At 67.3% G+C, this 23,599-nt stretch carries 18 protein-coding genes; 13 read left to right on the top strand and 5 right to left on the bottom strand.

Annotated elements, in window-relative coordinates; all coding sequences use genetic code 11:
* Positions 1 to 7: 7 nt before the first annotated feature.
* Positions 8 to 1,006, bottom strand: a complete 999-nt coding sequence (locus tag BTH_RS14805; protein WP_009893005.1) for an FHA domain-containing protein — start codon at positions 1,004 to 1,006, stop codon at positions 8 to 10.
* 268 nt (positions 1,007 to 1,274) lie between these two features.
* Between BTH_RS14805 and BTH_RS14800 the strand changes: the two genes are divergently transcribed.
* The 10 genes from BTH_RS14800 (at position 1,275) to BTH_RS31035 (ending at position 17,357) form a co-directional block, all read left to right on the top strand.
* A complete protein-coding gene (locus BTH_RS14800; RefSeq protein WP_009893006.1) occupies positions 1,275 to 1,628 on the top strand; it encodes a hypothetical protein in 354 nt (117 codons plus the stop codon).
* 469 nt (positions 1,629 to 2,097) lie between these two features.
* A complete protein-coding gene (locus BTH_RS14795) occupies positions 2,098 to 2,472 on the top strand; it encodes a hypothetical protein (protein ID WP_011401794.1) in 375 nt (124 codons plus the stop codon).
* Positions 2,473 to 2,762: 290 nt separating this feature from the next.
* Positions 2,763 to 3,140 (top strand): hypothetical protein, encoded by a 378-nt coding sequence (locus BTH_RS14790; protein ID WP_009893009.1) that lies wholly within the window; start codon positions 2,763 to 2,765, stop codon positions 3,138 to 3,140.
* Between the two features lie 56 nt (positions 3,141 to 3,196).
* The gene (locus BTH_RS14785; protein ID WP_009893010.1) at positions 3,197 to 3,538 is read left to right on the top strand and encodes a hypothetical protein; all 342 of its coding nucleotides are present in this window, start codon (positions 3,197 to 3,199) and stop codon (positions 3,536 to 3,538) included.
* An 801-nt stretch (positions 3,539 to 4,339) separates the two neighbouring features.
* Positions 4,340 to 4,555, top strand: coding sequence for a hypothetical protein (locus BTH_RS35685; protein WP_009902837.1), 216 nt, complete (start codon positions 4,340 to 4,342; stop codon positions 4,553 to 4,555).
* Positions 4,528 to 7,809, top strand: a complete 3,282-nt coding sequence (locus BTH_RS14780; RefSeq protein ID WP_025404066.1) for a hypothetical protein — start codon at positions 4,528 to 4,530, stop codon at positions 7,807 to 7,809. Before BTH_RS35685 ends, BTH_RS14780 begins: the two co-directional genes overlap by 28 nt.
* Positions 7,810 to 7,830: 21 nt before the next feature.
* On the top strand, positions 7,831 to 13,929 hold the full coding sequence (locus BTH_RS14775; RefSeq protein ID WP_009893020.1) for a toxin TcdB middle/N-terminal domain-containing protein: 6,099 nt from the start codon (positions 7,831 to 7,833) through the stop codon (positions 13,927 to 13,929).
* A gap of 264 nt (positions 13,930 to 14,193) precedes the next feature.
* On the top strand, positions 14,194 to 14,544 hold the full coding sequence (locus BTH_RS14770) for a carboxymuconolactone decarboxylase family protein (RefSeq protein WP_009893022.1): 351 nt from the start codon (positions 14,194 to 14,196) through the stop codon (positions 14,542 to 14,544).
* A gap of 199 nt (positions 14,545 to 14,743) precedes the next feature.
* Positions 14,744 to 15,514 carry a hypothetical protein gene (locus BTH_RS33615; protein WP_127446432.1) on the top strand — a complete coding sequence of 257 codons (771 nt, stop codon included), beginning with the start codon at positions 14,744 to 14,746 and terminating at the stop codon, positions 15,512 to 15,514.
* A gap of 598 nt (positions 15,515 to 16,112) precedes the next feature.
* A complete protein-coding gene (locus tag BTH_RS31035; protein WP_025369608.1) occupies positions 16,113 to 17,357 on the top strand; it encodes an IS256 family transposase in 1,245 nt (414 codons plus the stop codon).
* Positions 17,358 to 17,372: 15 nt separating this feature from the next.
* Here BTH_RS31035 and BTH_RS33610 read toward each other — a convergent pair whose 3' ends face one another.
* Complete coding sequence (locus tag BTH_RS33610; protein WP_144245583.1) at positions 17,373 to 17,840, bottom strand: hypothetical protein; 468 nt, start codon at positions 17,838 to 17,840, stop codon at positions 17,373 to 17,375.
* 157 nt (positions 17,841 to 17,997) lie between these two features.
* On the opposite strand from BTH_RS33610, the gene BTH_RS14750 reads away from it, so the two are divergent.
* Entirely contained in the window at positions 17,998 to 18,315 is a 318-nt protein-coding gene (locus BTH_RS14750) for a hypothetical protein (protein ID WP_004522844.1), read from the top strand.
* Between the two features lie 172 nt (positions 18,316 to 18,487).
* Complete coding sequence (locus BTH_RS14745; RefSeq protein ID WP_009893028.1) at positions 18,488 to 18,739, top strand: hypothetical protein; 252 nt, start codon at positions 18,488 to 18,490, stop codon at positions 18,737 to 18,739.
* 162 nt (positions 18,740 to 18,901) lie between these two features.
* Here the strand turns inward: BTH_RS14745 and BTH_RS14740 are convergent, their stop codons facing one another.
* A complete protein-coding gene (locus BTH_RS14740; RefSeq protein ID WP_009893029.1) occupies positions 18,902 to 20,482 on the bottom strand; it encodes a hypothetical protein in 1,581 nt (526 codons plus the stop codon).
* Positions 20,483 to 20,794: 312 nt separating this feature from the next.
* Here BTH_RS14740 and BTH_RS14735 point away from each other — a divergent pair, with 312 nt between their 5' ends.
* On the top strand, positions 20,795 to 21,523 hold the full coding sequence (locus BTH_RS14735) for a dienelactone hydrolase family protein (RefSeq protein WP_009893030.1): 729 nt from the start codon (positions 20,795 to 20,797) through the stop codon (positions 21,521 to 21,523).
* A gap of 111 nt (positions 21,524 to 21,634) precedes the next feature.
* Here the strand turns inward: BTH_RS14735 and BTH_RS14730 are convergent, their stop codons facing one another.
* Both BTH_RS14730 and BTH_RS14725 read right to left on the bottom strand, forming a co-directional pair.
* On the bottom strand, positions 21,635 to 22,195 hold the full coding sequence (locus tag BTH_RS14730) for a single-stranded DNA-binding protein (RefSeq protein ID WP_009893031.1): 561 nt from the start codon (positions 22,193 to 22,195) through the stop codon (positions 21,635 to 21,637).
* 113 nt (positions 22,196 to 22,308) lie between these two features.
* A complete protein-coding gene (locus BTH_RS14725) occupies positions 22,309 to 23,496 on the bottom strand; it encodes an MFS transporter (protein ID WP_025988549.1) in 1,188 nt (395 codons plus the stop codon).
* Between the last annotated feature and the right edge of the window lie 103 nt (positions 23,497 to 23,599).

Raw genomic sequence — 23,599 nt, 5'->3', positions numbered from 1 at the left:
GCGCCGCTCAGCCGAGCGCGACGGGCGACACGAACGTCGCCGCGCCGCGCGCGAGCGGATCGGGCAGCGGCGCCGAAGCGCCGGCCTCGGCCGACTCGCATTCGAGCCGATCGCCGCGCACGACGCGGAATGCCAGCGCACCGAAGCGCACGCCGCCGCGGCGGCGCTCGACGAGTTCGGCGGAGCCGGGAGACAGGAGCGGCAGGAACTGCGTGCGGGCGCGATGGATCTGCACGTTGACGTGCGATTCGTCGAGGCCGAGCATCCGCGCGAGCACGTCGAGTTCGATCCAGCCCCGCGAAGCCGCGTCGTAGCCCGCTTGCGCATCGGCGAAGCGCGCGCGCGCGAGCGTCACGAGACAATAGTGATGGGCGCGCGCGCCGAGATCGACCGCGCCGCCGCGCGTATGCAGCGTCGCCGTCACATGCTCCTCGTCGCGGCTCACCGTGAAGTCGACGCGCTGCGGCAGCGTCGCCGCCTGCGCCGCGCGCGGCAGCGCGGCCGTCACGTTGCGATGGGCAAGCACCAGTTGCCACGCGAATTCGCCGCAGGTCACCGCGTCGCCGTCGTGCAGCACGCGTGCGGGCGTCGTGTCGTCGCAGAGCCAGTCGCCCTGCGCGGAGCGGCTGACGGTGAACGCGGCGCCCGGCAGCGCCTGCGCGCGATCGAGCGCGATCGGCTGCGCGGGCGAGCGCAGCGGCCATAGCATGTCGACGGGCTCGCCCAACTCGCGCGCGCGCCAGCGAACGGAACCCGCGCTGCCGAACTGGAGCAGATCGCCGTCGCGCAGCACCACGCACTCGCCCTCGCCGACGAATCGCCCGGACACGAACGTGCCGTTTCGCCCGTGATCGTGCAGTTCCCAGCGCCCCGCCGTCCAGCAGATGCTGGCGTGAATGCGCGATACGTACGGATCGGAGATGACCGTGTCGCAACGCTGCGGATCGCGACCCAATACGTGGCGCGCGCGCAGCAAACTGGTTTCCCCGGAAAAGCCGTTTTCCAATAACGCCATTTCGTCGACCCGCGTGAAAAATGCACGGCGCCCGGCGGCGCCCCAAAAAGGACGTCGTGCGCGTTTTATGTCAATGATTGACGGTCGAAATCAGATTCTGTTGAATCATAGGCAAGCGCCGCATCGCCGACAAGGCGTAATTGGTTGTAATGGATTTTGACGATCGTCTCGCCTAGTTTTATTTCACCGGCAGAACTTTATGCCGGTCACGATTCAATATTCCGAAAATGTTACGGATATCTAGCATTTGGAGACCGTCATGGGATTCTATGGACCCGAGCCGTTCGAGAAAGCGACCGCCACCTATGTGTGGCTGGGCCTGCGCGTACCCGGCGCGCTCATCGTCGAGGTCGAGGGCAACGCGCCGCGCTTCACGACCGGCATTCAACTGGTACGCGATCCGCGCTTCGTCGGCGGACTGAAGATCGATGTGATGGGCTGGACGGGACCGCTGTCGAGCGGCACGCAGCCGTACCGGGTGCGACATACGTTCCAGGGCGTATTTCACCCGACGATCGTCGTGCACGGCAGCAACAAGACCGAGGTCGTCGAGGTCAAGCAGATCCCGCACGAAGAAGCCGACGCATTCCTGCAGGCGCTCGACGCCGCGTGAACGCGACGCGCCGGCCGAATCGCAGCCGGCCGGCGCGCGAAGCATTCCGAATCGTTTGCACGACAACTGAAGACGAATTCCGTCTAAACCAGAAAATCGTCGAACAACAACAAGCGAACGAAAGCGCCCGGCGTCCGGAAACGGATTGCCGGGTCTTTTTTTATCGCGTACCCGGCCGTAAGAACGCCACCCGGGAATATTGCGCCCGAATATCGAGATAAGCCCGGGAACGGCGCTTCGCCGCGACGGCATTAAATGCGCTTCGATCCCGACACCGCAATACGCGAATGCCGGTCGCGCCGAACCATCGTCGACTGTCACATTCGGCAATATCCGAACGGCACGTAATCCGATGTAATGGAATTCCCTGATTCGGCAACATAAATTCCATTTGCCGACACGCCCCGTGGCGGCAATGACGCTTCCTCCATTTTCGATCGCTACAAAGCTGTGATCTCTGGAGATCAACATGAGTTCGGATATTGTTGAATCCCGTATCGTGCTGGTGCCCGTTACCCGCGCGTACGCCACGTATACGTCCTTCAGCCTGCATCTGCTCGGCACCTTCCACGTGTACGCGGAAGGTGAAAAGCCGCTGAACATTCGCAATCCTCATCTGACGCCGCAAATGTGGTATCCGCCGGGCGGCCTCTCCGTGGTGGGCGTCGTGGGGCGGCCGCGCCTCGGGCCGATCACCCCCTACAGGACGCCCGTGTATTCGTACCAGGGGCAGTATCAGGACACGATCTACGTCCAAGGCGCCAACGGCATCGTCACCGTCAAGGTCCGGCTGCTCAAGGACGAAGAAGCGGAGACCTTCCTGGACACGCTCGACGCCGCGTAGACGAGCGAAGGCCGCCCGCGATCGCGGCTTCTCGCGCGATCCGGGCATTCGCGGCCGATCAAATCGGGGGGCGGAGAACGCCCCCCCTTTCCGTTGCGAACGCCGAACGTATTGCGCGCAACGTCGCCCCTCGAACGGCGTGCCGGCGAATGACTGTCGCCGACGTAATCGCCTGTAATGGATTTCGCCCCACCGCCGCCATATTGTTCGTCTCACCAGCGCCGCCCCAAGCCGCCAACGACGCTGCCATCGACTGATGACGCTGCGCCCAGCAGCGCGCGGAGACCAACATGAGTTCGTCGGACATCATCCAGCCACGCCTGGTCCTCGTCTCGATCGCGAGCGCGACGGCCGCGTACACGGCGTTGAGCCCGCACGTGCCGGGGTTCCTGCACATCGTCGCGGAAGGCGAGGCGCCGCTTCACGTCGGCAACATCCATCTCGCGCACGATCCCGGGTTCATCGGCGGGATGCTGCTCGAGGTCGTGGGCATCGCGGGACGCCCGTCGCCGACGGTGAAGAAGTACCGGACGCCGGCCTGCTCGTTCGAGAGCCGGTATCACAAGGAGATCTTCATTCGCGGCGCGAACGGCATCATTCCCGTCAAGGTCGGGCTGTTTCGCCACGAGGCCACGCACACGGCCGAGGCGGCGCTCGACGCCGAGTGAGCGCGCGAGCGCCGCCCGTGCGCTCCGATTTCCCGACGACGACACCGAGAACAGGCATGAACCAGGAACTGCTCACGCACATTCGGGCCGACCAGCTCGACGGCAGCATTTTCGACGCGTCGTGCCACGCGGTGACGATCGGCCCAGTCACGGTGGAATTCCGCACCAGCGCGGAGCCCCCTTCCGCGACGGCCGAGCTGTACATCTCGCGGCAACTGGTCGGCGGCTGCACCGTGAACGCCGCGCATCCGAGCGGCAAGTGCGGCGGCTCCGTCGGCAAGCTGAAGGCTGAAGTCGATCTGACGCTCGACGTGCCGGGCGGGAAGCTCGACTACAAGCTGACTGTCTGCGCGCCGATCATTGGAGGCACGAGCAAGAGCGGCACGCTCAGCCTGTGACCGTCGAGCGAGGGCCGGCTGACCGCGAGCCGGCCGCCGCGGCGATCTGCGGCGGCGGCGAGCGAAGCACGCGCGACGGACATCGGCTTCGGCGAATCGCGCGCCGTCGATTCGAAACGGCGCCCGGCGGACCGCGCATTGCCCGGCCGGAACAAAAACGCGTTCGGTAGCACCTTGGCGTCGTTTCGCGATAACACAGATATTCCCGAGCGGGTGCGACGGAATCGACAGAACAACAAGCGCGCAAACGAGGACCCGGCGGCCCGGCGAGGGCCGCCGGGTTTTGTTTTTTTCGAGGCCGCGACGCCCGTGGCGAATCGACGATCGCACCGGGTCCGCCATCGCGCATTCACGCGCGCCGGCGCGCCGCGAACGCCTTCAGGCATGCGGCGGCCACACGCTTGCGCGATGCCGAGGGATGCGTCTCATTTCGCTCGCCGTTTTTAATTAATTAGCGAAGCCAATCAAATCGTCCGTCAACGAATCGAACCGCCCGATCAATGCGAATGCGCCGCTTTTTCAAAGGCGAATTGACTTGGCCGAATATCGGCCTAAAGTAGAGCAAGCCGCGTTCCGGCAAGCTCACGAAGTCAGAAAGAAAGCGCTTGCTCGCGGCGCGCGGCATACGCCGCGACGGGGATCTTCACGCATCCGCACCTGAACGGGACACGTCGCGATCCGACCGCCGGCGTTTTGTCTTTTCGGATAAGTCTGGACATTTCGACGATCGAATTGATCTGACAATACGATATAGAGACAGCGAATCACTTAAAGCGACGACGTGCGCGCCTATACGCGGGCATGGCGTCCTATTGTCTCGACACGCCGGTTTTCGATTTCGCATTGCCTCGGCGGAAGCGGCGCGCACCGCTCGATGCCGTCATCGCTGTTCGCGCGAACGGAGTTGCAACAGTGAACCAGGTGCATGGCCGGCCGACCGCCATCCGGCGCTCGCGCGCGGCCGCACGCCATTGCCGGGGGGCGCCACGATGCTTTCGCTCACACAGCGTGTATTGACCTACAGCTTCATCGACCGTCCGCCCGTCAATCCGCGCGCGATCGGCACGTCGAGCGCGGACGCCGCGCTGCTCACGCAGATCGACGCGCTGCTCGCGTCGGCCGCCGCGTCGTTCAAGGCCCGCGCGTACGACGCCGCGCTCGACGATTACTTCGCCTGCGAATCGCTGATCTACTCGCAGCTCGATCCGCAATGGGACCCCGATCTCGGCGGCAGGTTGCGCTCGCGGCTGCCGCGCGACGCCGCGCTGTTCGATTCGCTGCTGTCCGCGACGTCGCAATGGCTGAACGTGCTGTCGGTGCCGGCGCCCGCGAGCCCGGTGCGGCCCGCGACGCCGCCGCCCGCGCAAGCGCTCGCCGGCGTCGCCGCGCTGCACGGCGCGGGGCTCACGCCCGTCAGCGCGAATCCGGCCGCGACCGCGCAGGCGCTGTCGGACATGCAGCTCGCGTCGCTCTACACTGCGCAGGGCAACAGCGCCGCGAGCAGCGCGGCCGCCGCGCGCGCGAAAACGCTCGACGCCTCCGTCGCCGGCGCATTCTCGCCGCCGCAGATGCCGAATCCGACCATGCTGCCGGGCGCGAATCCAACCGTCGCGGCGTCGGCTTCGCCTGGCGCGGCGCAGGCGTTCCATCCGGCGGCGATCGGCATGATGCCGCCGCGCGGCATCGATCTCGCGCCCGCCGCGCTCACGCCGATCAAGATCCTGCCGATACCGAAACTGCCGATCACGCTGCTTGCGCAAAAGCAGGTCGGTCTCCTCACGGGCAGCGGCGCGCAAACCGCGGTCAGGACGATCCAGTGGGCGGCGAGCGGCACGCCGGACATCGCGTCGATCAAGACGATCCTCTACGCGCCGCATGCGAGCGCCACCGCGCTGCCCGACGCGCTGACGAACGCGAACAGTCTGTGGGAGCGCGCGGTGCTGCTTCCGCACGACTACTTCTACACGATCCCGCTCGCGATCGCGCAGTGCTACCAGGCGCTCGGCGACTACGCGAACGCCGAGACCTCCTACCTGCAGGCGGCGGGCTACGCGTACATCAACACGACGACGGAAGGCCCGTACGTCTGGGCCGCACTCGCGGGACTCTATCGCGCATGGGGCGACAGCCTGTATCTGCAGGGCGACCGCGCGGGCGCGACGAGCGCCTACGGCAAGGTCGTCACGCCGGGCAGCCCGGCCGCGCCCGCGACGGCGCTCTATCAGACCGCGGGCCTCGCGGTCGCTGCAAAGCGCGCGACCGCGCTGCTACCGCAGCTCGCGACGCTCGCGCAAACCGGCACGGGCGGCGTGTCGGCGGACGACGTCGCCATCGCGACCGTGCTCCTCGAGGTCTACGCGAAGCTCGTGCAGATCGGCGCGGGGCTCGACTATTGGGGCAACTACGCGGCGGCCGTGCCGATCTGGTCGTTCAGCTACCTGCAGCAGGTGGCGATCAATTTCGCGCAGCTCGCGCAGCAGGCGGAGAACCAGGTCATCAACTTCTGGAACCAGGCCGACCAGGCGACGCTTACCCGCACCGAGCTCGCGAACCAGGTTTCGCAGGCGAACGGCCAGATCGACGCCGCGCAGCAACAGCTCGCCGTCGCGCAAGCGCAGGCGCACGCGTATCAGGCGGGCGTCACGGTCGCGCAGACGCGCGCGACGAACGCCGCGAAGAATGCTCAGGAGTACGGCGCGCTCAACAGCCAGGTGATCGTCATCCAGGCGACGGGCCAGCAGGTGTCGGGCGGCGACGACGGCGACTACAACGGCGTGAGCGCGATGGCGAATCAATACCTGTCGGGGCAGCGGATCTCCGGCGATTCGGCGACCGTCGCGGCCGCGACCAATCTCGCCGCGAACCGCCTGAGCCAGCAGTTCCAGATCGACAGCATGAACCGGACGACGGCCGAAATGCAGCAGGCGCTCGCGCAGGCGCAGGCGCAGCTCGCCGCGGCGAACGCGCAGGTGAGCGCGGCGGGCGCGAATCTCGCGGTCGCGCAGCTCAACGCGCAGGCAGCCGCGCAAACGCTCGGCGTGTTCGACGCGGACACGTTCACGCCGCAAGTCTGGAAGGCGATGGGCAACTTCATCCAGCAGATCTACGAGCGCTACATGAACATGGCGCTGCGCGCGGCGAAGCTGATGCAGCAGGCGTACAACTTCGAGAACGACGTAAGCGTGTCGTTCATCAAGGCGTCGTACCAGGGCGTCGTCAACGGGCTGCTTGCCGCGGACGCGCTGATGGCCGACATCCAGTCGTTCACCGACGACCTCGTCAACGCGAAGCGCGGCAAGAAGCAATACCTGAAGCAATCGATCTCGCTCGCGAGCCGCTACGGCTATCTGTTCGAGACGCAGTTGCGCAAGACGGGCACGATGACGTTCGAGACGACGCTCGACGATTTCGACTCCGCCTACCCCGGCACCTACCAGGGCCGCATCCGGCGCGTGCTCGTGTCGGTGCAGGGCATCGTGCCGCCGACGGGCATCTCCGGCACGCTCGGCAACGAGGGCATCTCGTTCTACCGGCTGCCCGCCGACGTCGCCACGCCCGCCGCGCCGAGCAAGGTGCGCGTGCAGAGCGCGGAGACGCAAGTCATTTCGGATTACGATCCGGTGCAGGACGCCGTGCTCGCGCCGCCGCCCGACAACCAGACGGGCATCTTCGAAGGCGCGGGCGTGGCGAGCAGCTGGACGCTCAGCCTGCCGCCCGCGCTCAACGACATCAACTACGGCACGCTGACCGACGTCGTGCTGACGTTCATCTACGAAGCGCGCTTCGACCCGCGCCTCGTGCAGCCCGTGCTCGCGCAGCTCGCGAGCCGGCCAGGCTTCTACAACCGCGAGCGTTCGATTCCGCTCGCGTGGCTGTATCCGGACCTGTTCTACGGCTTCGTGTCGACGGGCGAGCTCACGCTCAACCTGTCCGCCGCGGATTTTCCGATCGATCAGACCGGGCCGTCCGTCACCGCGGTAAGCCTGCTCGTCGCGATGAAGCCGGGCGCGTCCGCGTCGAACGTCACGATCGCGCTCGCCGCGCCCGGCAAGGGCGCGCTGTCCGGCACGACCGACGCGACGGGCGCGATCTCGTCGCAGGGCGCGGCCAGCGCGTGGGCGGGCGCCATCGGCGGCTCCGCGCTCGGCGACTGGACGCTCGCGCTCAGCGCCGCCGCGAATCCGTCGCTTGCGCCGGGCGGCAAGCTCGATCTGTCGTCGCTCATCAATCTCGTGCTCGTCATCGACTATGCATTCAAGCCGCGCGGCTGAATTCCGACCAGGAGGCGAACCGTGGCCAAGACAAGCGGTACCGCCGACGAGATCCTGAACCTGCCTTCGGGCGGCGGATCGGTCGGCGGCGATGGCGGCGACTTCAGCGTCGATCTGAATACCGGCACCGCGACGCTGAAATTCGATCTGACGGTGCCGGCCGGCCCGAACGGCATCACGCCGCCGCACACGCTGCAGTATTCGGCGGGCGCGGGCGACGGAGCGTTCGGCCTCGGCTGGTCGCTCGGGCTGATGACGATCCGCCGCAGGATCACGCCGGCGACGGGCGCGGCCGAGCCCGCGCCGCCCGGCGCGTGCACGCTCGTCGGCGTCGGCGAGCTCGTCGACATGGGCGCGCGCCGCTTTCGTCCGATCGTCGACGCGACGGGACTGCTGATCGAGTTCACGGGCGCGTCATGGACGGCCACCGACAAGACCGACACGCAGTACACGCTCGGCACGAGCGCGAACGCGCAGATCGGCGACGGCGGCGCGCTGCCCGCCGCGTGGCTCGTCGATCGCTGCGCCGACAGCGCCGGCAACGCGATCGCGTACACGTGGCTCGCCGTCGGCGGCGCCCGCGTGCCGCAGACGATCGCGTGGGGCACGCATCGGCTCGTCTTCGCGTACGAGGACCGGCCCGACACGATCGTCGATGGCAGCTACGGCGCGCCCGTCACGCTGGACAAGCGCTGCAGCCGCATCGAGCTGCACGCGACGACGGAAACGCCAAGCCTCGTGCGCAGCTGGACACTGCTGTACGACGACGACAACGGCCGCGGCCGCTCGCTGCTCGCGACGATCCGCGAGCAGGGCCACGCGGCCGACGGCTCGGTTCTCGCCGCGCCCGATCGCACGTTCGCGTATTCGCGGCCCGGCGCGCCCGCGCTCGTGCCGGTGACGGGCTGGACGACGCCGCTGTCGGACCCGGACACCGATCTCGTCGACCTGAACGGCGACGGGCTGCCCGACATCGTGCATCTCGGCAACGGCATGCCGACGATGCATCCGAACCTCGGCGGCGGGCAGTTCGGCGCGCCGCGCCCGCTCGCGCGCACCGCCGCGCCGCTGCGGCTGTCCGCGCCGTCGGTCGCGTTCGCGGACATGTCGGGCAACGGCAGCGTCGACGTGCTCGTGCTCGACGAGCCGTTCTCCGGCTACTACCCGCTGTCCGCGCCGGGCGGCTCGGCGCCCGCGGGCTTCGGCCGGCCGATCGTGTTCGAGCGCGCGCCCGCCGTCTCGCCGAGCGACGTGCGGCTGCGCTTCGTCGATCTGAACGGCGACGGCGTCACCGACATCCTGCTCGACACCGGCCGCGGCTGGCTGATCTACCTGCGCGACGGCCCGGCGACATGGTCCGACGCGCCGCGCGTGCTGCCGCCCGCGCGCACGCCGCCCGTGTCGCTCGCCGATCCGCACGTGCATCTCGCCGACATGACGGGCGACGGGCTGATGGACATCGTGCGCGTGACGGGCGGCGGGCTCACGTACTGGCCCGCGCGCGCGGACGGCGGCTGGGACGCGGCGATCGCGATGACGCCGTCGCCCGCGTTCGCGCGCGATTTCGATCCGCACCGGCTCGCGCTGTACGACGTCGACGGCGACGGCTGCGCGGATCTCGTCTACGTCGGCCTGCAATCCGTCACGGTGTGGCGCAACGTCGGCGCGACGCGGCTCGCCGCGCCCGTCGCGATCCCCGGCACGCCCATCGCGCTGCCGGGCAGCTACCGGGTCGTCGATCTGCTCGGCTCGGGCACGGCGGGCGTGCATTTCCAGCTGCCGTCGATCGCGGGCGCTTCGCGCCAGACCTATCTCGATCTCGGCGGCGGCGTGAAGCCGTACCTGCTGACCGATCTCGCGCACGGCGACGCGCAGAGCACGCACATCGGCTACCGCACGAGCACCGAGTACGCGCGCGACGACGCGCAGGCCGGCGCGCCGTGGCGAACCTATCACCCGTTTCCGATCCAGTGCGTCGCGCGCACCGACCAGACCGACCACGGCACCGGCGCGACGACGTCGACCCGCTACGCGTATCACGACGCGCGCTACGATCCCGCGACGCGCACGTTCCTCGGCTTCGGCCGCGTCGACAGCGAGCAGTTGGGCGACGCGTCGTGCCCGACGCTGCGCGTCGAGACGACGTTCCATCTCGGGCTCGATCCGGCCGATCCGGCCCGCCCGCTCGCGGGCGACGAGGCGCTGAAGCTCGGCGCGCTGCGCCGCAAGCCGCTCGTCACCGCCACGTACGGGCTCGACGGCTCGCCGCTCGAGCGCCACCCCTATTCGATCACGCGGCACGCATACGACGCGCTGCTCGTCGCGTCGGCGGCGGGCAACGGCAAGCGGATCGCGGTGCCGTACTGCACGACGTCGACCGAGGAGCGCTGGGAACGCCAGAGCGCCGCCGTATCGACGCGCACCGTCGACTATCTCGCGATCACGAGCGAAGGCGACGTCACGTCGCAACGCACCCGAGCGCAGCGCGCCGGCGTCGCCGCGCCCGACCAGGACGTGACGACGACGACGACGCTCGCCACAGGCGGCAAGAACCTGAGACTGCCGGCGCGCATCACGCAATCCGCGCCCGACGGAAGCATCGTGTCCGAATCGGTCTGCTTCTACGATGGCGACGCGTTCGCAGGATTGCCCGAAGGCCAGGCGGCGCGCGGGCTCGTCACGCGCATCGAGGACCGCGTGTTCGACGACGCGTTCGCCGCGTCGATCTGGGGCGAGAACCTGCCCGATCTCACCCGATACGGCTACCACCGGCTGCCGGGCGACGCGGCCGGCTGGTGGAAAACGCGGCGCGCGCACGAACGCGGCTCGAACGCGACCGGCCCGACGCTCGCGACGAAAGGCCCGCTCGGCGCGCTGCAGACGCTGCAATACGACGCGAGCGGCCAGCGCGTCGTCAAGGTGATCGACGCGCTCGGCAACGCGGTGTCGGCGACGACGGACGCGCGCGTGTTCCAGACCGCCTCGCTCACCGACGCGAACGGCCATCTGACGACCGACGCGTTCGACGCGCTCGGCCGCGTCGTCGCGACGATCGGCCCGCTCGACACGCCGGCGCTGCCGACGATCGCGTTCACGTACGCGACGGGCGCGATCTCGACGGTGACGAGCGCGACGCGCAGCGCACATGGCGGCAACGACACCGTGTGCGCCGTCACGTGGATCGACGGCACCGGCAACGTGCTCGGCAAGGGCACGCCCGCCGCCGGGCCCGGCGAGTGGACCGTCACGAACGCGGTGCGGCGCAACGCGCGCGGCCTCGTCGCCGCATCGTTCCTGCCGTACGCGGCGACGGGCGGCAACTGGCAGCCGCCGTCCGCCGGCACCGGCGCGACGACGTCGACCTACGACGCGCTCGGCCGGCTCGTGCAGCTCACGCGGCCGGACGGGCTCGTCGTCACGAGCCGCCGCGAAGGCGGCACGGTGATCACCAGCGAAACCTGGCCGGGCGGCGCGGCCGTCGACATCGAGCGGCAGGAGTACGACGCCGCGGGCCAGCTCGTGTCGGTCTCGCGCAACGCGGGCGATCACTGGGTCGAGCAGCGCTACGCGTACGCGCCGTCGGGCAAGGTACGCGACGTGACGCTGCCGGGCGGCGCGCACGTCGCGTTCGCGCTGGACCTGCTCGGCCGCGTGTTCGCGCAGCAAAGCCCCGACACGGGCCGCACCGTGTTCCTCCTCGACGCATCGGACAATCAGCGCGCGCGCACGAACGCGGCTGGCCAGATCGTGCGCACCGAAGTCGACGCGATGAACCGCGTGACGAACGTGTATCACGACGCGGAGCCGACGCCGCGCGTGCGCTACGAATACGCCGACGCGAACGGCGCGCCGCCCGCCGACGGCATCGTCGCGAATCGCTTCACGCGCGTGTGGCGCATCACCGACGAGCTCGGCGCGATCGTCTTCGAATACGACGAGGCGGGACGCAGGACGGCAACCACGCGCACCGTCGCGAGCACCGCGCAAAGCTTCGTCACGCGGCGCGCGTACGATGCGCTCGGCCGCCTCGCGAGCGCGACGCTGCCCGCGACCGCGCCGGGCGGCGCGGGCCGCACGGTCGTCTACGGCTACGCGGCCGACGGCCGGCTCGTCAGCGCATCGGGCGTCGTGAAGCGCGCCGCCTACGATCTGTTCGGACGCCTGACGTCGATCGACTACGCGAACGGCGCATCGACGCTGATCGACTACGCGGCGAACGCGGGCGGCATCGCGCGCGTGCGCGTGCTCGACGCATCGCGCAACGTGCTGCGCGACACGACGCTCACGCGCGGCGACGGCCTCGTCACGACGCTCGCGAGCGCGAACGCCGCGGACGACAGCGTCGACTTCGGCTACGACGCGCTGCGCCGGCTGACGAGCGCGAACTACCGGCAAGGCGCGTCGCCCGCCGATGCGCATGGCTGGACTTTCGACGATGCGTTCAACGCGACGGCCGTCACCGACGCGGGCGCGCTGACGTACGAGCCGGGCACGCACCGGCTCGCGTCGGTCGGCGGCGCGGCGACCGCGTTCGACGCGGCCGGCCGGATGACGACGGGCCGCTTCGGCGCGGCGACGTTCGACGCGGCCGATCACCTGAGCGGCGTCACGCTGCCGGACGCGACGCAAATCGCGCACACATACGACTACCAGGGCCGCCGCGTGCGCTCGACGCAGAACGGCGCGCAGACGTATTTCAGTCCGACCGAAGACGTCGAATTCCAGGGCGGCACGGCGATCGTGTGGATCACGTTCGGCCGGCAGCGAATCGCGGCCGACATCGGCGGCGCGCTGACGTTCGTGCATCCGAACGCGCTCGGCGTGATGGATCTCATCACCGATTCGGGCGGCGCGTACGGCACGCGCGTGCGGCAGACACCGTTCGGCTACGCGCGCCCGGCCGACGGCGCGGCGCCGGCGGGCGGCGTCGCGGCGGTGGCGCTCGCGCTCGGCGCGGCGGACGCGACAGGCCTCGTGTGCCACGGCCTGCGATGGTACGACCCGCGCGTCGGCCAGTTCATCAGCCCGGACCCCGTCGTGACGAGCGTCTACACGGTCGGCGCGTGGAATCCGTACGTGTACTGCCTCGGCAATCCGATCCTGCTCGCGGACCCGAACGGCTGCAGCTTCCTGAGCGTGCTCGAGATCATCGGCGTCGCGATCCTCGCGGCGGCCTGCGTCGTCGGCGCGATTTTCACGGGCGGCGCGACGCTCGTCGCGCTCGGCGTGCTGTCCGCGAACATCGGCGGGTGGCTGCTTGCGGGCGTCGCGCTCGGCAGCCTCGGCGGCGCGATCGCGGGCGAGCTCGCCGCGCAGAAGGCGGGCGGCAACCTGTGGGCGGGCGCGTTCCTCGGCGCATTTCTCGGCGGCGCGACGTCGCTGATCGGCGGCGCGCTCGGCGGCGCGGCCGCGGCCGGCATCGACACGCTGATCGGCGGCACGAAGACATTCCTGTCGTTCGTCGCGGCGGGCGCGATCCAGGGCACGCTCGCGGGCGCGGGCACGGGGCTCGCGATCGGGTACGCGGGCGGCAAGGGCAACGCCGAATCGATGCTGATCGCGATGGCGAAGGGCGCCGCATGGGGCGCGGTGCTCGGCACGCTGCTCGGCGCGGGCATCGGCGCGATCGCGGGCACGGGCATCAGCGGCGCGGCGAAGCCGGACAACTTCCTGAACATCGGCGCGTTCGGCCAGAAGTTCGCGGATTTCACGAGCACCTCGACGGCGATCAACTCGGCCGACAACGCGGCGGGCGTGACCGAATCGCTCACGCAACTGTCGATGCCGAACGGCTTCAACGCGGGCAACATGCTCGGCCTGCTGCCCAACCTCGTGACGACGAACGAACAGGCGGCCGGCTGGTTCTCGATACCGATCGGCTGGCTCGGGCCGGGCGTGCTGAACGACGCGGGATTCGCGGGTCTCGTCGATACGTCGATGGCGCTCGATCAGGCGGGATTCAGCTACGCGCACCAGATCTCGCTGCTGCTCGGCGCGGCGCCCTACTTCATCGACTATGCGGCGACGATGGCGCAGATCGTCGACGCGAGCGGCGTGAACAACTTCGAGATGGCGTTCAACAACGCGTTCGGGTCGGGAAGCCCGAGCAATACCGGGTGAGGATTGCGGCAGATCAAATCGTCGCCGACAGGCTTTCTTATGCTCGAGGGCGAGTGCGATCCGTTAGCGGTAAATGCGTTTCGATCTCGCGCGGCATTGCGCGGCCTCACGCGAAAGATCGGACGAAACGTGCGCGCCGGCGTGGGCGCTTGCGGGCAAAGGCGTTGCCGTTTCAATGCGCCGATGCGATTGCGCGTCGAACGGGATGGTTGGGCGCGGGCTAACGGTGTCGCTTCGTTCAAAGTGCGTAATCGGAGAAACACTATGGCCCTGCCGCAAAGCTATCGGGAATTGACAGGCGAAGTCGCGACGCAAATGCGCGCGCTTCGCAAGACGCAACCGGATTTGATGTCGGCGTTCGCCGCGCTCGCCGCCGCAGGCACGAAAGAAGGCGCGCTCGGGAAAAAGACGCGCGAGCTCGTCGCGCTCGGCATCGCGATCGCATCACGCTGCGACGATTGCATCGGGTTCCACGTGCAGACGCTCGTGAAACTCGGGACGACCCGGGCGGAATTCGAGGATTTGTTGGCGACGGCGGTTTATATGGGAGGCGGGCCTTCGATGATGTATGCGGCGCATGCGTTGAAGGCGTTTGAGGAGTTTGGGGGGGAGTGACGGTGATCGGCCAAAACCGGCCATAGCGACTACGAGAGCCAACGACGGCTGAGCACCGATTTTGAGTCAGTCACAATGCAGTAACGGACTTGCTTGCTACAAGCCTTGCAGGACTCAAGCAGCGTCGGTGATCGATGATTGCTTCTGTCTTATGCTAACGTCTATGGTGCCCGGGTCGACTGAACTCTGAACAGCAACAATGAAGAACAACGACGCCGTTTCCCTCAATCGCCGGTTTCGACGCGCCACCGAGAGTGACGAGCGGCCATTCCGCGGATTATTCGGTAGTGACTTCAAGCTGTACCCATCCTGGCGCGATCTACTGGAGATGCGCCGCGTGGTTATCCTCGCCGAGGCGGGTAGCGGCAAATCGACCGAGTTCCAGACTCAATGTACCGCGCTCAAAGCAGCCAACAAATTCGCCTTCACGGCAAGCGTCCATGACGTCGCGCGTGCCGGACTGGAGGGCGGGCTCGTGCCCGGGGACCGTGCTCGTCTTGCGGCGTGGAAGGCGGACGAGACGGCTGAGTGCTGGCTGTTTATCGATTCCGTCGACGAGGCGCGCGACCAAGGTGTCTATTTCGACGCAGCCGCCCGTACCCTCGCTGATTCCATCGCCGGCTACGAAGAGCGCACGCATATCTATATCTCCAGCCGCTTCACCGACTGGGACGCGACCGCCGACCGTGCATCGATGGAAAAGTGGCTGGCGATGCCCGATCCGCCACCGCCATTGGCACCCGGTTTCGAGCAGGAAGTGCGCGACACGCTACACAACAAGGAAAAACCGGTGCCGGTCGATCCGGCGGACCCGATCGCAGTGCTGGTGCTAGAGCCGCTTGAGCGCGACCAGGTTAGGCGCTTCGCCGACGGCAGCGGGATCGGCAGCGCTGATGGACCGGCTCGAATATGCCGATCCGTCGCTTGGCCGGCTAATCGTTCCCGACCTTATCGATCAGCTCGCCGATAATCCTGAAATCGACGCGGTGATGCTGGAAAAGGTCGCGTCGGTGCTGCTGCGCGCCATGCCGTTCACCGCCGACGGGTTTCACAAGACCATCGCCAGCCGCGTGACCGACACACATGATCCCGTCTCCGCCGGCTACTATCTGCTCATATTGTTCGGGCTCGAGGGAGACACAGCAGTCGACGCGCTACGCGCGACGATGATTAGACTCGATCCGCCCGGAAAGGCCGCGCTGTGCCGCACCTTGCTGCCCCGTCTGGTCGGGAGCCGGTTCAATCGCGAGGTCACCTCCCCGACCACGCTCTCGGTTACCCGGCTCGAACAGCTACTCATCATGGCGTTCGAAGGCGTGCGGCCAAGCGAGGTTGTCGAACGCGCCAACGGGGTTGTCTATTCGCCGGACCTTCGCGACAAAGCGCAGGACGCGCGCGACATGATCTTCGATCGGCTGCTCAAGATTCCCGGCGAAGCCACCCACGCAGCCTTGAAGCGGCTAGAGCAGATTCCTGAATTCCCGATCCGGCCGAAATGGATGCGCGTCCACGCGCTCCGCCGCACCGAGGCCGACGCCGTCCTGCCGCCGTGGGCACCCGAGGACGTGATGACGTTTGAACGCACCTCCGATCGTCCTCCGACAACCACGAGCGATCTTCAGCTCCTCGCACGTCGGCGGATCGAAGTTATCCAGCACGACCTCATCCACGGCAAGTTCGCGCAGGGCGATACGCTGAAACTCCTTCCTCACGAGAATTCGGTCCAGCGCTGGATCGCGACGCAGCTCGAGGCGCGCCAGAAGGAAGCCTATAACCACCGCAACGGCACCAGCGCCAAGACGGTCCTGACGCCCAACGGCGAACTGAAGCTGGATATTCCGCGCGATCGACAGGCGACGTTTGAGCCGCAGTTGGTTGGCAAGTACCAACGCCGGCTGCCAGGCTTCGACGACCACGTGATCAGCATGTATGCGCGCGGCATGAGCGTTCGCGAGATTCAGGGCCATCTGCTGGAACTGTACGGGTTGCAGGTGTCGCCCGACCTGATTTCGACGGTCACCGACGAGGTGCTGGCCGACGTCGAACAGTGGCAGCAGCGCCCGCTCGAGGCCATGTATCCGATTGTGTACTTCGACGCGCTGCGGCTGAAGATCCGCGACGAAGGCACGGTCAAGAACAAGGCGGTCTATCTGGCGCTGGGCATCCGCGCCGACGGCCGCAAGGAAGTACTGGGTTTGTGGATCGAGCAAACCGAAGGCGCCAAGTTCTGGCTGAAGGTCTTCAACGAGCTGAAGAACCGCGGCTTGCACGACATCCTGATCGCGGTGGTCGATGGGTTGCGCGGCTTCCCCGAAGCGATCGAGGCGGTCTATCCGGCCGCCCAAATCCAGACCTGCATCGTGCATCTGATCCGCAATTCGCTGAATCTGGCGAGCTGGAAGGATCGCAAGCCGCTGGCTGCCGCGATCAAGCCGATCTACCAGGCCGCCACGGCCGAGGCGGCGGCAGCGGCGCTCGACGCCTTTGCGCAGAGCGAGTGGGGCCGCAAATTCCCTACCGTCGCGGCCATGTGGCAGCGCCAATGGGAACAGGTGATTCCCTTCTTTGCCTATCCGCCGGAGGTGCGTCGAATCGTATATACGACAAACGCTATCGAGAGCATGCACATGCAGTTGCGCAAGATCGTCAAGAACCGCGGCCACTTCCCGAGCGACGAAGCCGCCAGCAAACTGCTGTATCTGGCCTTGCGCAACATCGAAAAGGATTGGAAGATGCCGCCTATCACTTGGCGGCAAGCAGTTAATCAGTTCGCCATTCTGTTCGGCGAGCGATTCACCTCCGCCATCAACTGAGACCTTTAACCGGCCTCAGCACACGAAATTCCTGACACGTCCAAAGAGGGTTGGCTGCTCGAGGACGGCAAAACCTTCATCCCGTATGAAACGGTCCTCACGCGCCTGCGCGAGCTCGCTCGCACAATCCGCGAGCAATCCGCGATGGGCCCCCAGCCGATCGTCGAGACCTTCAACGTCTCCCAGGTCGTCGCGCCGGGCGAGAAGAAGCGGGCGACACGCGCCAAACGAAGCGCTTCGAAAAGCATTTGATTTGTTCCCGCGGGAGATTTTCATGCCCACCCCGGCCGCGATTTGCCATTCGAATCTCATACCTCGATTTCTGCTTTCTGCAGGGGTGCGCCGAAAGCCGCCGATCTGCACCCGGCCATTCTTCGTCATATTGCGCTTCTGGTCAGGCAATCGCGCGATATCGGCTCCTTGACCGTACCCGCCGTTCGGCACATCGCGTCGCAACGGCCGAAGAGGGTCGATAGCAGCCAATCCTCCATAACGAACAAACTCTGGCGAAGCCGCTTTGCCCCGCTCAAGTTGAAGAGGCTCGCAAACAACGCCCCCAACCCGACAACCATCAACCTCCCCTATCCCCTCCCCCCAGCCACAGCGCTACACTAAAGCCGCCAAAGCCGGAGAACACATCATGATTGCTCCCGACCCTGAAAGCACCTTCCGCGGCTTGCCGTTGACGCCCGAGCAGAACGCTGAAGTCATGCATTACATCAAGGTCCGAACGCAGCGCGGCCTGCCGTGGGACACGCCGGAACTGGAGGCGATGATTCGCGACATGATGCTGCCGCCCGAAGACGAGGCCGCCGATTCCGATTTCCTGTCGGACGAAGCGCGGGCCGTCGCCGAACGCGCGATGTCGTCGGTCGAAGACGAGATGGACCCGATCGAGGCGCGCGAGGAATGGCGAGCGGCGATGGAAGCGGAAAACATGAAGGGCCTGCGTCGATAACGCCCTTCCCGCTTCGCGCAATCATCGTGCAGCGCACGCAGCCACGCGAGACAGGCAAACCGCCGTCATTCGGCGGCCGGCGCAAACGAGCACGCGCCGCCGGCGATGGCTTCACCGCCGCGATACGCGCAAACACACGCTCATCAAACACCGCACGCACGGGAGCGCAATCATGCGATTGATCGAACCGAACGAACACGACGGATATCTCGCGGCGCTGCACGGCCGCGGACTGTCGGGGAGTGACTTCACCCTTCGCGAGACGGACACGACGGATCCGAAGGGCGACGAGAACATCGGCCAGACCGGCTTCGTCACGATCACCCGACGCTCGACGCACGCAACGCGGGAATATCCGCTCGGCGATGCAAGCGACTGGCTCCAGCATTTCAGGAAAGATCTCGAAGCCGGCGCGTTCGATTGACCACACGGGCGAACGTCACGGCCGGCTCGCGTCGCGCCAGCGACCGCGAACCGAACGCACCGAAAGCGCCGAACGCATCGCCCCAAACGCCGCCATCGCCGGCCTCGCCCGAACGGTCGACGCCGGCGACGGATCGATCGACCGAACGCCCGTGACGGCAGCTCAGACTTTCGCGAGCGGCAGCGTGCAACTCGCCGCGCCGCCGCTCAACGTGCAGGCTGGAACCGAAAGCGGCGCCTTCGACCATCCCACCAGCACGCCCGTCGGCTTCGCGGGCAACGGCGAATGCTCGTTGGTCGTGCGCACGCAGTTTCCCGACACGCATTCGATCGCCCCCGTCGCCGCCGCAACCGGATGGGTCCAGCCGGCGGCATGATGCGCATCGACGAAGCCCTGACGCGGATGTTCGTACTTGTTGTCTCGCCCGAACGAATAGACGAGCCGCAAATAACCGCTCGCGGCGGGCGGCACCGGAACCGATCCCTTCTTCAGGTCCGCGCCGTGATGCGGCGCGACGAGCGCGATCACGTTCGTCGGCTTGAAAGTCGAAGGAAAATGCTTGTACTCGCAGTCGCCGGGCAGCAGCCAGCTTCGGGGGCGATCGGCGGAGCGGCGCGCCTTTGGCTGCACTGAACTCACCTGCATGATGATGCCGCCGTTGTTCGGATCTCGCGCGGTGCCGCGCGTGAGCGTCAGCAGATGCCCGCTCGCCGTCGTGGCCTGCAACCGCCGGCCGGCCGGCGACGCGCTGAATACGTGAACGCTGCCACCCGCCGCCCAGATCGCCGTCACCAGCGCCTTGTGCCGCGTCGCGAGCGAGTAGTCGGGCACGATCCAGTCCATCTGTTCGGCACTCGGGCAGCCGGGCGCCGTCGGCAACGAAACGCCGCCCAGGTGATCGTCGTGCCAGTGCGAAAGGACGATGACCGGTTCGTCCGTGAAGCAGAAGCGAACGTTCGTCGGCGCCGTGTGGCGCTGCGACTGCAACGGCATGCCCAGATCGAAATAGAGCGTCGGAAACACGCCGTGCCGAACCACCCCATGAAGGTCCCGCCCGCGTATCCCGCCCAGCAGCGCATTGGCATTCGCCTGCCCGACGTCGTAGACGCCCAGATACGTCGCCCGCACGTCGCGCACGAGCGGCTTCAGGCTCGCGCTCGTCAGCGCCGGGCTGCCCGCCAGCGTGCCGAGCGCCGTCAACCCGGCCGCACGTGCGGCCGGCGCGAGCGCGGCGAAGCAGCAAACCCGCAGCCCCTCGTCGGCGATGCCGCGATGGAGCAAGCCGAACATCGCCCCCGCCCGCGCGTCGGCTTCGCGCAACACCGTCAGTTCATACCAGCGCCGGCGAAACGCCGCCAGGATTTCGCCGTGAGCGTCGTTCGCCATCGCTTCCCGCGTCAAACCGAGACGCTTGCGCCATTCGCGTGCGTCGAACGGCACGCTCACCTCGAGCACATACAACGGCGCCGCGCGGAACGGGTCGTCCGCTTCGCCGTCCCGCGCGGCGGCGAACCAGCGCTTCCACGCAGCGTGCATGCGGTGCCGACGCCCGAGATCGAACAGCGGATTGTCGGCTCTCGCCTGATCGTCGAGCCAGTCGGCGTCGATCAGATCGAAGCGGAGCGCCGCTTGCCGATCGGGCGCATCCGCATGAGGCAGGTGAATGTTGTCGAGCCGTGCGTACGCCCGCGCCGGAACCGGTACTTCCTGCCATTCGCGCTGCGTGCCGAAAAATGGATTCATCGAATTGCCCCGCTCTTCTTGTTATTGCGTTGTTTTGTCCGCGCCGTGGAATGTGCGCGACGCGCCTTCGCTTCTTCCCCGTCGCGCGCCCGCCTGCGATGAACCCGGTCAGCGGCGCAGCGCAGGGACAAGTTCAAGTATGTGGGAAACGGAACGTTTCGGGAATTTGCGATGATCTCGAAAGCAAAGGCTGCCTGAACGCGTCGTCGATCGTCACGGTTGCTCGGTAGCGGCCTCGGAACGGAGCGGCTCCGAATTCTCGTAACATCCGTCGACGCCACCTCTCACTACCGCCCCAGGAGAAGTCCGACGATGGAGACACGCGCGATAGCCTACGATTGCGAAGGCGCCAAGCTGACGGGATATTTCGCCGACGGCGCGCCGAACACGAAGAAGCCCGCGATTTTGGTCGCGCACGAGGCTTTCGGGATCAACGAGCATATACGTGCAAGAACAAGGCGCCTGGCCGAACTGGGCTACGCCGCGCTCGCCCTCGATATGTACGGCGCCGAGGGATTCTCGATGCAGGAAGCAATAAGCCGGCATATCGAATTGATGTCCGCGCCGGGCCTCATGCACGCTCGCGCGAGCGCGGCGCTCTCGGCCCTGATGGAACAGCCGGGCGTGGACCGGGAGCGGATCGCCGCGATCGGCTTTTGCCAAGGCGGCATCAGCGCGCTCGAACTCGCGCGAGGCGGCGCACCCGTTCGCTGCGCGGTCGGCTTTCATCCCGGCTTGATGCGTCCGGCGGGCAGTCAGGATCAACCGATCCGCGCCAAGGTCCTGATGATGATCGGCGACCAGGACCCCGACGTGCCTGCGGACGACAGGGCCGCGTTCGCGGCGGAAATGCAGAGAAAGCGGGTGGACTGGCAGCTTCATCTCTTCGGCGGCGTCGGGCATGCGTACACGAACCCCGACGCCGACGGATGGAACAAACCCGGCTACGGCTACAGCCCCGCCGCGGATCGGCGGGCATGGACGATGATGCTCGCGCTGTTCGACGAAGTGTTCGGCGCGGCCGCCGTCGGCAAGGCGTGAACGCCGGCGCTTTAAAGCGCGGCCGGGTTCGCGTCGTCCGTTCGCGCGACGGAGAAATGAAAAACCCCGCGCAAGGGCGGGGTTGATTGCTGCATGCTGCGCTTGCGCGGCTCAGAACGGAATATCGTCATCCATCTCGTCGAATCCGCCGCCCGCCGGCGCGCTCGGCCGGCTCGCGCCGCCACCGCCACCGCCACCGCCGCTGCGCGCGCCCGCGCCGCCGCCGCCCGACGCACGGCCACCGCCACCACCGCCGCGCTCCATGTCGCGGCCGCCGCCGTAACCGCCGCCGCCACCGTAGCCGCCGTCGTCACCGCCGCCACCGCCGCCCGAACCGCCGCGGCCGCCGAGCATCTGCATCTGGTCGGCGACGATTTCGGTCGAGTAACGGTCCTGGCCGTCCTGGCCTTGCCACTTGCGCGTGCGAATCCGGCCTTCGATGTACACCGACGAGCCCTTCTTCAGATACTCGCTGACGATCTCGGCAAGGCGCCCGAAGAACGCGACGCGGTGCCATTCGGTCATTTCCTTGAATTCGCCGGACGCCTTGTCCTTGTAGCGGTCGGTCGTCGCGAGGCGGATGTTCGCCACCGCGTCGCCGCTCGGCAGATAACGCACTTCGGGATCGGCGCCGAGATTGCCGACGAGAATGACCTTGTTGACGGATGCCATGTGTTTCTCCAGTTGATTCAATGCCAAACAGCGCGGCAAAACCGTTCAGGGCTTCATCGGCCCGGCATGTGCCGGACCGGAGCACGCCGCGCGCTTCGAAGGGCGTTCGCGTGTCAGGCTTTGCGCGGCGGCTGTTTCATGCCGGCCGCGATTATAAGCCACACGGCTACGAGCGCCGAGCACGCGAAGAACACCGTGTCCGGGCCGCCGTGCTTCAGCAGCACGCCGCCCACGACGCCGCCGAGCGCGAGCCCGATCGATTGCGTCGTGTTGTACACGCCCGTGGCCGCGCCCTTGCGCGAACCGGGCGCGAGCTTCGACACGAGCGACGGCTGCGACGCCTCCAGAATGTTGAAGCCCAGGAAGTAGATGAACAGGATTGCCGCGACAATCAATATCGTATGCGTTGCCATGCCGAGCAAAAGCTGGCCGATCAGGATAGCCGCAATTCCGCCCAACAGCACGGGCTTCATCTTGCCCTGTTTTTCCGCGACGATGATCGCCGGCACCATCATCACGAACGCGAGCCCCATCACCGGCAGATAGACCTGCCAGTGCGACGCGACGGGCAGCCCGCCGTCGACGAGCAGGCGCGGCACGACGAGGAACAATGCTGTCTGCGTCGCGTGCAGCACGAGCACGCCGAAGTTCAGCCGCAGCAGCTCGACGTTGTGCAGCACCTCGGCGAACGGCGCGGGCACGTGCACGGGCCGCGGCGCATCCGGCACGACCCACAGCACGACGCCGATCGCGACAACCGACAACGCGCCGACGATCGCGAAGAGCCCGCTCATCCCAACCCAGTGGAACACGATCGGCGCGCCGACGATCGCGACCGCGAACGACACGCCGATCGAGCCGCCCACCATCGCCATCGCCTTGGTCCGGTTGTGCTCGGACGTCAAATCGGCGATGAACGCGAGCACCGCCGACGATACCGCCCCCATTCCCTGGATGACCCGGCCGACGATGATCCACGTGATGTCGTGCGCGAACGCCGCGACGAAGCTGCCGAGCGCGAAGATCAAGAGCCCCGCCGCGATCACCGGCTTGCGCCCGAACTTGTCCGACGCCCAGCCGTAGAAGATGTAAAGAAGCGATTGCGTGACGCCGTAAGCGCCGAGCGCGATGCCGACGAGCACGACATTGTCGCCGCCGGGAATCGTCTTCGCGTAGACGGAGAACACCGGCATGATCATGAACAGGCCGAGCATGCGCAGCGCGAAGATCGCCGCGAGCGACGTGGTCGCGCGCAGCTCGGGCGCGCTCATGCGAGTGGAGGTAGCGGACGGATTGGACATCGGGCGTGTGTTCGAATGAATCGGTGGTCCGCCCGCCGCCGGGCGGCGGATGATCCGGGCCGGCCGCCTGCCGCCGCGCGCCGCCCTGCTGCGGCCCGGGCGT

This window comes from Burkholderia thailandensis E264 (assembly GCF_000012365.1).
Classification (GTDB): Bacteria; Pseudomonadota; Gammaproteobacteria; order Burkholderiales; family Burkholderiaceae; genus Burkholderia; species Burkholderia thailandensis.
The sequence above is the reverse complement of the archived record's forward strand: the minus strand, read 5'-3'. Positions and strand labels throughout refer to the sequence as shown.

Excerpts from the sequence above, each read along its gene's own strand:
- BTH_RS14740 (WP_009893029.1), bottom strand. The coding sequence starts at position 20,482 with ATGAATCCATTTTTCGGCACGCAGCGCGAATGGCAGGAAGTACCGGTT.
- BTH_RS14785 (WP_009893010.1), top strand. The coding sequence starts at position 3,197 with ATGAACCAGGAACTGCTCACGCACATTCGGGCCGACCAGCTCGACGGC.
- BTH_RS14770 (WP_009893022.1), top strand. The coding sequence starts at position 14,194 with ATGGCCCTGCCGCAAAGCTATCGGGAATTGACAGGCGAAGTCGCGACG.
- BTH_RS31035 (WP_025369608.1), top strand. The coding sequence starts at position 16,113 with ATGACGTTTGAACGCACCTCCGATCGTCCTCCGACAACCACGAGCGAT.
- BTH_RS14745 (WP_009893028.1), top strand. The coding sequence starts at position 18,488 with ATGCGATTGATCGAACCGAACGAACACGACGGATATCTCGCGGCGCTG.
- BTH_RS33615 (WP_127446432.1), top strand. The coding sequence starts at position 14,744 with ATGAAGAACAACGACGCCGTTTCCCTCAATCGCCGGTTTCGACGCGCC.
- BTH_RS14735 (WP_009893030.1), top strand. The coding sequence starts at position 20,795 with ATGGAGACACGCGCGATAGCCTACGATTGCGAAGGCGCCAAGCTGACG.
- BTH_RS14725 (WP_025988549.1), bottom strand. The coding sequence starts at position 23,496 with ATGTCCAATCCGTCCGCTACCTCCACTCGCATGAGCGCGCCCGAGCTG.
- BTH_RS14790 (WP_009893009.1), top strand. The coding sequence starts at position 2,763 with ATGAGTTCGTCGGACATCATCCAGCCACGCCTGGTCCTCGTCTCGATC.
- BTH_RS14730 (WP_009893031.1), bottom strand. The coding sequence starts at position 22,195 with ATGGCATCCGTCAACAAGGTCATTCTCGTCGGCAATCTCGGCGCCGAT.
- BTH_RS35685 (WP_009902837.1), top strand. The coding sequence starts at position 4,340 with ATGGCGTCCTATTGTCTCGACACGCCGGTTTTCGATTTCGCATTGCCT.
- BTH_RS14780 (WP_025404066.1), top strand. The coding sequence starts at position 4,528 with ATGCTTTCGCTCACACAGCGTGTATTGACCTACAGCTTCATCGACCGT.
- BTH_RS14795 (WP_011401794.1), top strand. The coding sequence starts at position 2,098 with ATGAGTTCGGATATTGTTGAATCCCGTATCGTGCTGGTGCCCGTTACC.
- BTH_RS14750 (WP_004522844.1), top strand. The coding sequence starts at position 17,998 with ATGATTGCTCCCGACCCTGAAAGCACCTTCCGCGGCTTGCCGTTGACG.
- BTH_RS14800 (WP_009893006.1), top strand. The coding sequence starts at position 1,275 with ATGGGATTCTATGGACCCGAGCCGTTCGAGAAAGCGACCGCCACCTAT.